Annotated in this window: 12 protein-coding genes; all 12 read left to right on the forward strand. The window is 36.8% G+C overall.

The features are described from left to right. Positions 1–27: 27 nt before the first annotated feature. The 12 genes from ACTXGU_RS06950 to ACTXGU_RS07005 all read left to right on the forward strand — a co-directional run bounded on the left by ACTXGU_RS06950 (position 28) and on the right by ACTXGU_RS07005 (position 12,186). On the forward strand, positions 28–795 hold the full coding sequence (locus ACTXGU_RS06950; protein WP_443480767.1) for a tRNA threonylcarbamoyladenosine dehydratase: 768 nt from the start codon (positions 28–30) through the stop codon (positions 793–795). Positions 796–1,036: 241 nt separating this feature from the next. Then, positions 1,037–1,801: a hypothetical protein gene (locus tag ACTXGU_RS06955; RefSeq protein ID WP_443480768.1), complete on the forward strand. Its 765-nt coding sequence runs from the start codon at positions 1,037–1,039 to the stop codon at positions 1,799–1,801. A 6-nt stretch (positions 1,802–1,807) separates the two neighbouring features. Beyond that, a complete protein-coding gene (locus ACTXGU_RS06960) occupies positions 1,808–2,185 on the forward strand; it encodes a GntR family transcriptional regulator (RefSeq protein ID WP_443480769.1) in 378 nt (125 codons plus the stop codon). Further along, positions 2,185–2,883 (forward strand): ABC transporter ATP-binding protein, encoded by a 699-nt coding sequence (locus ACTXGU_RS06965; RefSeq protein WP_443480770.1) that lies wholly within the window; start codon positions 2,185–2,187, stop codon positions 2,881–2,883. Before ACTXGU_RS06960 ends, ACTXGU_RS06965 begins: the two co-directional genes overlap by 1 nt. 21 nt (positions 2,884–2,904) lie before the next feature. Further along, positions 2,905–3,825, forward strand: coding sequence for an ABC transporter ATP-binding protein (locus tag ACTXGU_RS06970; RefSeq protein ID WP_443480771.1), 921 nt, complete (start codon positions 2,905–2,907; stop codon positions 3,823–3,825). Next, positions 3,826–4,779 carry an ABC transporter permease gene (locus tag ACTXGU_RS06975; protein WP_443480772.1) on the forward strand — a complete coding sequence of 318 codons (954 nt, stop codon included), beginning with the start codon at positions 3,826–3,828 and terminating at the stop codon, positions 4,777–4,779. It begins immediately after the preceding gene. 124 nt (positions 4,780–4,903) lie between these two features. Next, entirely contained in the window at positions 4,904–5,794 is an 891-nt protein-coding gene (locus ACTXGU_RS06980; RefSeq protein ID WP_443480773.1) for a peptidoglycan DD-metalloendopeptidase family protein, read from the forward strand. Positions 5,795–5,989: 195 nt separating this feature from the next. Then, entirely contained in the window at positions 5,990–7,276 is a 1,287-nt protein-coding gene (locus ACTXGU_RS06985) for a replication-associated recombination protein A (protein WP_443480774.1), read from the forward strand. 143 nt (positions 7,277–7,419) lie between these two features. After that, on the forward strand, positions 7,420–8,535 hold the full coding sequence (gene menC, locus ACTXGU_RS06990) for an o-succinylbenzoate synthase (protein ID WP_443480775.1): 1,116 nt from the start codon (positions 7,420–7,422) through the stop codon (positions 8,533–8,535). A 74-nt stretch (positions 8,536–8,609) separates the two neighbouring features. Then, a complete protein-coding gene (locus ACTXGU_RS06995; RefSeq protein WP_443480776.1) occupies positions 8,610–9,746 on the forward strand; it encodes a M20 peptidase aminoacylase family protein in 1,137 nt (378 codons plus the stop codon). 807 nt (positions 9,747–10,553) lie between these two features. Then, positions 10,554–10,973: a cysteine metabolism transcriptional regulator CymR gene (gene cymR / locus ACTXGU_RS07000; RefSeq protein ID WP_443480777.1), complete on the forward strand. Its 420-nt coding sequence runs from the start codon at positions 10,554–10,556 to the stop codon at positions 10,971–10,973. Between the two features lie 70 nt (positions 10,974–11,043). Beyond that, entirely contained in the window at positions 11,044–12,186 is a 1,143-nt protein-coding gene (locus ACTXGU_RS07005) for a cysteine desulfurase family protein (protein WP_443480778.1), read from the forward strand. Positions 12,187–12,212 lie beyond the last annotated feature (26 nt).

The following is a 12,212-nucleotide window of genomic DNA, read 5'->3' on the forward strand; positions in this document are numbered from 1 at the left end:
ACAAAAATAGATGGAGTTGAAAAATAAATGTTGCATCAATTTTCAAGGAATGAATTAGCGATAGGAAAAGAAGGCTTGGATCAGTTGAAAAACAGTACAGTAGCTGTATTAGGAATTGGCGGAGTTGGGTCGTTTGCGGCAGAAGCGCTTGCCAGAACTGGAGTTGGGAAAATAATCTTAATCGATAAAGATGATGTCGATATTACGAATGTGAACCGTCAAATCATTGCTTTATTATCTACAGTTGGCCGCCCAAAAGTAGACATTATGAAAGAAAGAATAGCTGATATAAACCCAGAATGCGAAGTAATTGCATTAAAAATGTTTTATACGGAAGAGACATATGAAGAAATTTTTGCATACGGCTTAGACTATGTGGTAGATGCTTCTGATACGATAAGCTACAAAATTCATTTGATGAAAGAGTGTTTACAACGAAATATTCCGATTATCTCCAGTATGGGGGCTGCTAATAAAATGGATCCGACTCGTTTTCAAATAGCAGATATAAGTAAAACACATACGGATCCGATTGCAAAAGTTGTTCGTACACGGTTAAGAAAAGAAGGAATTCGCAAAGGAATCCCAGTTGTTTTTTCCGATGAAAGTCCAATTGTCATTCGCGAAGATATTCGAAAAGTGGTCGGAAAAGAGGATGCCGCCATTCGCAAAGCAAAAATGCCGCCATCTTCCAATGCGTTTGTCCCGTCAGTTGCTGGGCTAATTATGGCAAGCCATGTCGTGAAAGAGCTGTTGGGAGATATTAATATAATTAGAGTAAAAGATGAAAAGTAAATGGAAACCTCCTTGCGTATAAGGAGGTTTTTTTATTGCTTAAGACAATCGAGCATCCATTGTTTCAGTTTTTCTTATTTAGCTATTTTTCTGCAAAAATCTTCAAAATCTCGTTATTTGAAGAGTCTGAACCAGATTAGAGGAAAAAATGGATATTATTACAAATATCTATTGACGATAATTAATGTATTAGTGTACTATTTAAATAGTACACTAATACATTAATTATTGGGGGAAAATAATGAAGGCTTTTAAAGGGTTGTTAAAAAAAGATTTAAAGCTCTCCAAAACGATGTTTTATACGTTTTTAATCATGATGGCAATTATGATTGCGACTGGATTTGGATTTTCTGGATATTATCAAAAATTTGATATTGTAGCAGTTTTTGCTTTTGGTTTAGTTGGAGCACATGTTATTTATCTTCCGTTATCTATTTATAGTAGCTTGCGGGTTGAAGGAAAAACACAATTATGGCTTCATAATCCAAACAGCAGTATACTATTACTTTTGTCTAAAATATTGTCTAGTTTCATTTTCGCAGTTATTTCTCTTACCATTAGTATCCTCTTTGCAACCATCTGTCTAAGGATGTCAGATCAAATGAATCTAATTTTTACTCGTACTGAATTACTGTTTATGGGAATTTTTATTCTTTCTATATCTGACTTTATGAGTATTTGGGGTATTTTTTACTGGGTTATTTATCACTCTTTAGCCAAAATTACTTGGCTGAAAAAAATTAGATGGCTGCTTCTCTTTCTCATGTGGAATGCTTGGGAAGCCGTTACTAATTTTCTAGATAAATTATCGTTTATCAAAGAGCTGAAGCAAATCGGTGTTATTAAGATCGGAAATGCGCTGCAGTTTCAAGGAAGTGAAGGTTCCTTTAGTACCAGCATCGAGTCTACAGAAGTTTCTCTTGTTGTCATCGCAGGCTATCTTTGTATTACAATTATTCTATTTTTTATTTCTTCCTGGTTATTGGACAGAAAAGTGGAGGTGTAACCATATATGGCAGAAGACTATCATGCAGCAAGACCAATATACTTGCAAATTGTCGATAAAATTATGCTGCAAGTTGCCCGAAATGAATTAATATCAGGACAAAAATTGCCTTCTGTTAGGGAGATGGCCATTGAATCAGGTGTTAATCCAAATACAATTCAAAGGACGTACAGTGAATTGGAAAGGATGCAAATCGTTGAAACAAAAAGGGGCCAAGGTACGTTTATTACGGTAGATGAAAGGATACTTGATGAAATGAAAAAGCAGCTTCAATTTGAAATAATTGATCAATTTTTTTCTAAAATGAAGGAGTTGGGAATGACCGAAACCGAAATGATCGATCAGCTAACATTGTATTTGAAAGTAAGAAAGGGGGATAATTAGTGATTATATTTCAGCACGTTTCGAAAAAATACGGGAAAGAAACAGCGTTGGAAAACGTAGAGCTGCAATTGGAAAAAGGAAAAATATACGGACTAGTAGGCGCTAACGGCAGCGGAAAATCAACAACATTAAAAATGATTGCTGGATTAGTCCAGCCGACTTCGGGTCATGTTTTCGTAAACGATAAAAAGGCAACCCGGAAGATTGCAAGCGATGTTTCTTATTTAACTGAATTAGATATGTTTTATGATGGCTTTACTGTAAAGGATATAATGGAGTTCTCCGCTTCGCAGTTTCCTGATTTCCAGCAAGAAAAAGCAAAAGAGCTGTTAACATTTATGCAGCTTGACCCCGCTAAAAAAATTAAAAACTTGTCTAAAGGAAACAGAGGAAGATTAAAGCTAGTCATCAGCTTAAGTCGAAAAGTGCCAGTCCTTTTATTAGATGAACCATTTTCTGGACTAGATCCAATGGTAAGGGAATCGATAGTAAAAGGGATATTAACCTTTATCGATTTTGAAGAGCAGACAGTCATCATTGCAACACATGAAATAGCGGAAATGGAACCAATTCTTGATGAAGTAATCGCAATCAATAATGGCAAAATTGTTGGTCAATTTTCTGTCGATCAGTTAAGAGAAGAGAAAGGCCAAACTGTGGTAGAGTGGTTAAAGGAAAATATAAAGCATTCATTATAGGATGATTGGAAGGTGAATCAAATGACAAGCATAGTAGAATTAAAAAATGTTTCCAAAGTTATTAAAGGAAAAAAGATTATTGACTCGTTAAGTTTTAATGTAGAAGCTGGAGAAGTATTTGGTTTTTTAGGACCGAATGGTGCAGGGAAAACGACAACGATTCGAATGATTGTTGGCTTAATCTGCATGAGTGAAGGCGATATTCTTATTTGTAAAGAAAGTGTTCGCAAAAACTTTGAAAAAGCAGTTCAGCATGTTGGTGCAATCGTTGAGAATCCAGAGATGTATAAGTTTTTAAGCGGCTATCAAAATCTTATTCATTATGCTCGGATGACGAAAGGAATTACAAACGAAAAAATCATGGAAGTCGTCGAGTTAGTTGGATTAAAAGATCGTATTCACGATAAGGTAAAAACGTATTCTCTTGGAATGAGGCAGAGGCTAGGACTTGCTCAAAGTCTTTTGCATGATCCAAAAGTGCTTATACTGGATGAACCGACAAATGGTTTAGATCCAGCGGGAATTCGTGAAATTAGAGATCATTTACGAATGCTGGCAAGAGAACGGAATATGGCCGTCATTGTATCAAGTCACTTATTATCAGAAATGGAAATGATGTGTGACCGCATTGGCATTATTCAAAATGGACAGTTAGTCGATGTCCAATTAGTAAAAGATTTTGTGGATACAAAAGAGAAGATGTATGAAATAGAAGTAGATAATCCGGACCTGGTTGCAGAAATAATCGGTAAAAGCATGCCAGAAGTGAAAGTCGTTGCTACAACTGAAAAAGGAATAGAAGCACCAATAACAAGAGAAGATTTGCCTGAAATGATAAAACAGCTAGCAGTAAATGATGTCAAGATTTACGGCGTAAAAGAAATTTCGAAAACATTAGAAGATCGTTTCTTAGAAGTAACGAGTTTAAGGGAGGGAGAATAGATGATTCAGCTTGTTCGGAATGAATGGATGAAAATTTGGAAACGTCCTGCAACGATTGTGATGGCACTCATTCTACTATTGATTGTGGCGGTAGCTGGAGGCATTGTAAAATATCAAGATAGTGGCTTAACGGTTCCAGATAATGATAATTGGAAACATGGATTAGAGCTGGAAAACAAACGATTAAAAGAAGAGTTGAAAAATGAAGAGCTGCCAGCAGGAACAGAAAATTTTAATAAAAGAACGATTGCAGTTAATGAGTATCGAATCGCACATGATATTTCTACAAATGCTGATTATTCTGTTTGGAATTTTGTTGCAGATGGATCAAAGTTTATTATACTTGCAGGATTATTTACGATTATTATTGCGGCAGGAATTGTCGCCAATGAATTTAACTGGGGAACGGTGAAGCTGTTATTGATTCGCCCTATTAGCAGAGCGAAATTACTGTTGTCCAAGTATATTACCGTTGTTTTATTTGGATGCTTTATGCTGGTTCTTTTATTTGGTTTTTCGTTTATCCTTGGTGCCTTATTATTTGGCTTCCCGGAGCAGGCTTATCCGTATTTAAACTATTATGATGGCGTTGTAAAAGAACAAAATATCGTAGTTCACTTACTTATTTTTTATGGACTTAATTCAATTGGTGTGTTGATGCTGACAACGATGGCGTTTATGATTTCTACTGTATTTAGAAACAGTTCACTGGCAATCGGCATTTCAATTTTTTTAATGTTTATGGGAACTACTGTTACCTTTATGTTAGCAAACCGATTTGAATGGGCTAAATATATTTTATTTGCTAATACAGATCTAACCCAATACTTTGAGGGAACTCCAATAGTAAGAGGAATGACATTAAACTTTTCCATTATGATGCTCGTAATTTACTTCTTGCTGTTTCATATTCTTGCCTTTTATGTATTTAAGAAAAGGGATGTGGCAGGATAAAAGGTATTTGTAGTAAGGGAAATAGGCTGAGTAGAATGTAAGAGCTGCTCAGCCTATTATGATTTTCGATAAGCGCACGTTTTTGAAATCGAAAAAGCAACATTTATCAAGGGAGTGAAAATAGGTGAAAGGAAAAATGATAGGGATGGCTATAATTGCATTGATTCTAATCGCTGAATGGATTAGTGCCTACTTTATCGGTGGAATAGTTGGAGTTGTCAGTTGGTGGGGGATACTAGGCGGGAGTTTGATCGGCATCCTTGTTTTATTCATATTATTCGTTCTTTTTATTATCAAGCTTGTGAGACGTAAAAAAGTAACAAGTAGCTTTCTCGGTTTTTTCCTTTTATTTATGGTGATGGCTTGGCCTTTTTGCTGGTTTTTAAATATTGGAAGTCTACAATATCCAGCAAAAATAGAACATACCAAACCGCAAGTCTCCATTTATTCTCCATTTTCTGAAGACGTTATCGTTGGCTGGGGTGGAGATACAATGAGTACGAACAACCCACATGTAAAGGTTCCTTTTGAAAGATGGGCGTATGATTTAATTATGAAGCCTCATTCTATTCATTCGAAGAAACTTACAGATTATGGCGTTTTTAATAAAGAGATTATATCTCCTGTTAAAGGAACAATAATAGGTGTATATGATCAAGAAAAGGATAGTACCCCAGGCAAGGAAGAAAAAAAGACAATGATGGGAAACTATATTTTTATTAAAATACAAGAAACGAAAACTTATTTAGTGCTGGCGCATATTAAAAAGGATTCGATAATGGTGAAAGAAGGTCAATTAGTAGATGTTGGCACGCCTTTAGCTAAAGTAGGAAACTCTGGTTCTTCCAGTGAACCACATTTACACATTCATCATCAAAGACAAAACCCTGCAAAAACGAGCATGTATTTAAGTGAAGGGCTGCCTCTGTATTTTAAAAGCGATAGAGGAGACATCATGCCTCTTGGTGGGGAAAGTAAAGAGATTATAACACCTAGACAGGAGCGTGGGAAATAGAGGATGACGGTGGGAAAAAGTGTGCAATGAAAGAAAAAATAAACGTCAGCAGAAAACCAAATGGATGCCGAAAAAACACGGTTGTGGCAGCAACAAATCTCCTCAATTCTTCCCAAATAAACGCACTTATTTTCTTTTTCACGTCTTTTTCCGCTATAATTATAGGTAAGAAGTGTGATAAGAAGGTGTTATAAAATGAACGGTGAACCACTTGCCTATCGAATGAGACCAACTACAATCGAGGAAGTAGTCGGACAAAAAGAAGTAATCGGGAAACAGACAAGTTTATATAAAATGCTAAAAAATGGCTTTGTTCCTTCCATGCTATTATATGGTGAACCAGGGATTGGCAAGACGTCGATTGCTTTTGCGATTGCAGGGACAACGAAGCTACCGTTTATTGCATTAAATGCAACAACAGCGGGAAAAAAAGATGTGGAACATGTTGTTGATGAGGCGAGATTAACGGGAAAAGTGATTTTATTTTTAGATGAAATTCATCGTTTTAATAAGGCGCAGCAAGATTATCTCCTCCCCCATGTGGAGCGTGGTGATATTATTCTGATAGGAGCAACAACGGAGAATCCTTACCACGATGTCAATCCTGCGATTAGAAGCCGGTGTGGACAAATCAAGCAATTAAAGCGCTTAACAGCAGAAGATATTGAAGAATTATTGCATCGTGCCATCGAGGATAAAGAAAAAGGATTGGGAAGCCTTGATATTGCCATCACAAAAGAGCAAATAACGAATATTGCATTAGGAACAAATGGAGATGCTAGAAAAGCATTGACTCTATTAGAATCGATTGTCTACTCATCCGACAAAAAAGAAGATACATATATAGTAAAAGACGAAACGGTAGCGCAAATGCTTGAGAAAGTCGGCGTATTTGGTGATAAAAAGGGATCGCATTTTTATAACCTTTTATCCAGTTTACAAAAAAGCATCAGAGGCAGTGATGTAGATGCGGCGCTTTACTATTTAGCCCATTTAATAGAAACAGGCGATTTAGTTGCCCTCAATCGACGGTTATTAGTTATTGCCTATGAAGATATTGGCCTTGCGAAAACTTCTGTCGGAAACAATGTATTAGCAGCGGTTACAGCGAGTGAACGGCTTGGATTGCCAGAAGCAAGAATACCTCTTTCGGTAGCAGTGGTGGAAATGTGTCTTTCCTCCAAATCAAACGCTGCTTATAAAGCATTAGATAATGCAATTGCTGCTATTCATGCAGGCAAGGTTGGCGACATTCCGATGCATTTACGAGACGGCCACTATGCCGGTTCCAAAGCGTTAGGACATATCGGTTATGTGTATCCACATGATTTTCCGATTGGAACTTTTGGCGGCTGGGTGAAGCAAGATTATTTGCCAGAAAATTTAAAAGGCACACAGTACTATCATCCCACAGAAGCAGGAGAAGAGAAAAAGCTTGGCGCCATTTATGAAAAATTGACAAAGTTACGGGAAGAAAACTAGTAAGTAAAAAATGTATGGGCTGATCTTGAACAGGCCCATTTTTTAATGGGGAAATTATTTTCGAAAGTCGAAATAAATAATTTACAAACTATTCAAAAAGTTGTTAAAATTAATTAATAAGCTATTGCTAGGAAGTGACCAAAATGAATATAGAAAAAATAGTGTTAGAACATGTGAAAATGCCGTTGCTGCATCCATTTGAAACAAGCTTTGGGAACTTGTTTGAAAAAGATTTTTTAATTATACGAATGCACAGTGGGGAACAAATTGGATATGGGGAGTCAGTTGCCCTCCCAAATCCGACTTATAGTGAAGAAACAACTGGCACTATTTCGTATATGCTAGACGAATTTTTAATTCCATTATTATTTAGCAACAAGATAGAGCATCCAGATGATGTTTCTGCGATCTTTGCACCAATTAGGAGAAATAATATGGCAAAAGCTGCGTTGGAAGGCGCTGTTTGGGATCTTTACAGCAAAAAGCAGGGTATTTCTCTGGCAAAAGCGCTTGGAGGAACAAATAAAACCATTGATGTTGGTGTCAGCATTGGCATTGAAAAATCAATAGATGATTTACTAACAAAGGTAGAAAGGTTTCTATCAGAAGGATATAAAAAAATAAAAGTGAAAATAAAACCTGGTTACGATATCGAACCACTAACGAGAATTAGAGAAAAATTCGGATATGATATCCCATTGATGGCAGATGCGAATTCTGCGTACACACTAAAAGACGTAGAAACATTAAAAGAGCTGGATTCATTAAAGTTACTAATGATCGAACAGCCTCTTGCATATGACGATATGATTGATCATGCAACGTTGCAAAAACAAATGACCACACCTATTTGTTTAGACGAAAGTATTCATTCTGCCGAAGATGTCCGCAAAGCGATTGAAATGGAAAGCTGCCAAATTATTAATATAAAAATAGGCCGTGTTGGCGGATTAACTGAAGCGAAAAAGATTCATGATATTTGTCAACAGCATCATATGCCGGTATGGTGCGGAGGTATGTTAGAAGCAGGAATTGGCCGAGCCCATAATATTGCGATTACCTCGTTGGCCAATTTTACGATTGCAGGAGATACCTCAGCTTCTAACCGTTATTGGAAGGAGGATATTATCACTCCAGAAGTTGAATTATCCGCTCTGGGAACAATTGCAGTTCCAGAAATTGCTGGCATAGGTTATGAGTTAAATGAAGCAGTTATTCGCAAATGCTTATTAGATAGAAAAGTATATGAAAATAATTAAGCTATAAAATTGTTGATTTTCAAAAAACAGCAGAGTCTGTTAATTATTATATTGTGAAAAAACGGAGGTAATATATGCAGGAGAAAATAAAAGCATGGGTAGAGGAACGAGAACAAGAAATAAAAGCAATGTATCACTATTTGCATGAAAATGGAGAGATTAGCTGGGAAGAGAAAAAGGCGACGGATTTTATTTGCAAGCAGTTGGACAGCCTGGAAATTCCTTATGAGCGTTTTGCTGACCAAACGGGTGTAATTGGGCTTTGGGGGAAAAGCGATGGACCTGTTATTGGTTTAAGAACGGATATGGATGCATTATGGCAAAATGTGAATGGAGAGTGGAAAGCCAATCATTCTTGCGGTCATGATGCCCATATGACCATCTTGCTTTTTACATTAAAATGTTTAAAAGAATTAGGTGTGAAGCCAACCGGAACGATTAAAAGCATTTTTCAACCTGCGGAGGAAACAGGTGATGGGGCGTTATCGCTTATTCAAAAAGGCGTGATGGACGATATAGATTATTTAATCGGTTTACATTTGAGACCGATTCAAGAAATGCCTTTTGGTAAAGCGTCTCCTGCTATTTATCATGGTGCTGCAGCCATTTTAAAAGGAAAAATATATGGGGTGCAGGCACATGGAGCTCGCCATCATTTAGGAGTCAATGTGATTGACAGTTTAACCGCTATTAATGCAGCTATCCGTTCCATTCCTGTTAATCCTGTCATCCCGGCGACCGTAAAAATGACCTTTGCCCAGGCAGGTGGGAAAAATTATAATATTATTCCTGATTATGCAGAATTTGGTGTAGATGTAAGAGCGCAAACAAATGAAGCGATGGAAGATTTGTTGGAAAAAGTAAACCGAAGCATCCAAAGTGCTGGCGAAGCAAATGGTGCGAAAGTAGAAGTCGAAAGAATATCAGGAATGGTTGCCGCTCAGCCAAATGAGTTTATGGAAGAAGTGGTCGGCGATAGTATTAAAGAAATGCTTGGACCTGAGAATATTGTATTGCCGCCTGTCACACCAGGTGGAGAAGATTTTCATTTCTACCCGCAGAAAAATCAGCAATTACAAGCAACCATGATAGGACTAGGAACCGATTTGCTGCCAGGACTTCACCATCCGGAAATGACCTTTCAGTTAGACAGTCTGTTAAATGGAATAAAAATTATGGCCATGGCAACATTAAAATTAGTAAACAAATAGTTTGGGCACTCGACAAATGTTTTCGATTACTTTAAAACTACATACTATTTATAAAAAACTGCTGTCAATTGGATAGCAGTTTTTGTAAAAAAGAATAGGACGATAAAAACAGCATCAACAAATATGAGCTGAAAAAGGAAAAAATAATAAAAAATATGATATCCTATTGAATAGATAGGATATAAAGTATTAATAATGAACAATATAGTATAGCAAATAAGGCAAAGAACCCATAAATATGCTATAATCTTCTCTGTCTATCAGATTACTTGTATATAAAAGAAATCACTATATTTTAGTGAATGGCTATGTTAAGCTCATTATTGATTTTGGCACTATGTTGATTTTCGTTCCAGGCGTGAAACTCCTGCAGAAAAAGCGAGTCAGATGGAGACCCCACAGGCGCACAACGACGGCACTGAAAAAGTGTTTTATTAGATAAATTATAGGTGAAACACTTTAATTTATTAGGATAAAAATGGTATGGAGAGTTTGAAAACGACCATCATTTTGGTAAGCCTCGGAAAACCGAACGAAAACCTCTGCGTTGCTTGGATTGTCACTACCTATATATTATAGCATTCACTTTTTCAGTGACCTCCGTACAGCGCTGAGTAGGATCCCGGACCGCCCGCGGAAAACGAACGCATCTCGCTGCAATCAAACAGGCAAGTTTAACAAAGCCCAGCGAATAAATTGTTTTTTGATTTAGTTTTACAATGAGGAGCTGGATGATCACCGGCTTTTTTGTTCTTTATTAACTATTACAATAAAAAAACTTCAATAAACCATATAGGGGGAAACATAATGAAAATTTCGACAAAAGGTCGTTACGGACTAACTATTATGATGGAGCTTGCAAAAAAACATGGTGAGGGACCAATTTCGCTTAAATCGATCGCACAAACAAATGATTTATCGGAACATTATTTGGAGCAATTAGTAGCACCTTTAAGAAATGCTGGATTTGTAAGGAGTATTCGAGGAGCGTATGGTGGTTATGTTTTAGGAGATGATCCGAAAAATATTACAGCAGGTGATATTATTCGAACACTTGAAGGGCCAATTAGTCCAGTGGAAGGAATTGAGGATGAAGAGCCTGCAAAAAAAGCATTATGGATGAAAATAAGAGATGCGGTTAAGAATGTGTTAGACAGCACAACGATTGAAGATTTAGCGAACTATCAAGAAGAGGGTGATACAGACACCTATATGTTTTATATTTAAGCTCAGAGGCTTTCATTTGGTGGATATGAACATCTCTTTTAACTAAACTTTTAAGTAGTAGGTGAAAGAATTGGAACGAATTTATGTGGATCATGCGGCAACAGCTCCCATGCATCCAAAAGTAATAGATAAAGTATATCATGTGATGAATGAATGTTACGGAAATCCATCTAGTATCCATTCGTTTGGAAGAAATGCGAGAAATATTATCGACGATGCTAGAGCTTCTTTAGCAGCCAGTATTGGCGCTAAAGCAACGGAAATTATATTTACAAGCGGCGGAACAGAAGCGGATAATCATGCGATTTTTGGAGTGGCAGAAAGCTATAGTGAAAATGGAAAGCATATTATTACGACACAAATTGAACACCATGCTATTTTGCATACTTGTCAACAGCTGGAGAAACAAGGGTTTGAAGTGACGTATCTACCAGTAAATGAATTTGGGGTCATCAATCTAAATGACCTGAAAGAAGCATTAAGAGAGGATACAATTCTTGTTACGATTATGTACGGGAATAATGAGGTTGGTGCGATTCAGCCAATAAAAGAAATAGGCGAATTAATAAAGGACCATCAAGCAATTTTTCACACTGACGCCGTTCAAGCATACGGATTAGAAGAGATAGATGTAAAAGAACAGCATATTAATTTATTATCAGTTTCCTCGCATAAAATTAATGGACCAAAAGGAATCGGATTTTTATATATGGAAAGTGGCATAAGCCTTTCCCCACGCTTTTACGGAGGAGAGCAGGAGCGCAAAAGAAGAGCAGGTACAGAAAATGTTCCTGCAGTCGCAGGATTTCAGCTAGCGGTCGAGATAGCTCAAAACGAAAGACAACAAAAAAGAGAGCAGCTTAAAACGTATAAAAAGATACTTTTACAACAATTAACCGATCACAAAATTACTTATGAACAAAACGGATTAGTTGATAAATCATTGCCTCATGTTTTAAACTTAAGTTTTCCTGGAACTAATGTGGAGGCAATGTTAGTGAATCTAGATTTAGCTGGTATCGCTGCATCGAGTGGATCTGCATGTACGGCAGGATCGGTTGAACCATCTCATGTGTTAGTCAGCATGTTTGGAGAAAATTCAGAGAGAACGAAAAACTCGATTCGTTTTAGTTTTGGACTATACAATACGGAAGAACAAATTGAAAAAGTTGGTCAGGAATTAGCAAAGATTGTCCAAAGATTAACGAAGTGATAATCTATTGTCTTAGACTGCAAAAA

The organism is Niallia sp. 01092 (assembly GCF_052318935.1).
GTDB lineage: Bacteria > Bacillota > Bacilli > Bacillales > Cytobacillaceae > Niallia.

Coding starts and splice junctions, on each gene's coding strand:
- ACTXGU_RS06950 (WP_443480767.1), top strand. CDS start 28: ATGTTGCATCAATTTTCAAGGAATGAATTAGCGATAGGAAAAGAAGGC.
- ACTXGU_RS06955 (WP_443480768.1), top strand. CDS start 1,037: ATGAAGGCTTTTAAAGGGTTGTTAAAAAAAGATTTAAAGCTCTCCAAA.
- ACTXGU_RS06960 (WP_443480769.1), top strand. CDS start 1,808: ATGGCAGAAGACTATCATGCAGCAAGACCAATATACTTGCAAATTGTC.
- ACTXGU_RS06970 (WP_443480771.1), top strand. CDS start 2,905: ATGACAAGCATAGTAGAATTAAAAAATGTTTCCAAAGTTATTAAAGGA.
- ACTXGU_RS06975 (WP_443480772.1), top strand. CDS start 3,826: ATGATTCAGCTTGTTCGGAATGAATGGATGAAAATTTGGAAACGTCCT.
- ACTXGU_RS06985 (WP_443480774.1), top strand. CDS start 5,990: ATGAACGGTGAACCACTTGCCTATCGAATGAGACCAACTACAATCGAG.
- menC (WP_443480775.1), top strand. CDS start 7,420: ATGAATATAGAAAAAATAGTGTTAGAACATGTGAAAATGCCGTTGCTG.
- ACTXGU_RS06995 (WP_443480776.1), top strand. CDS start 8,610: ATGCAGGAGAAAATAAAAGCATGGGTAGAGGAACGAGAACAAGAAATA.
- cymR (WP_443480777.1), top strand. CDS start 10,554: ATGAAAATTTCGACAAAAGGTCGTTACGGACTAACTATTATGATGGAG.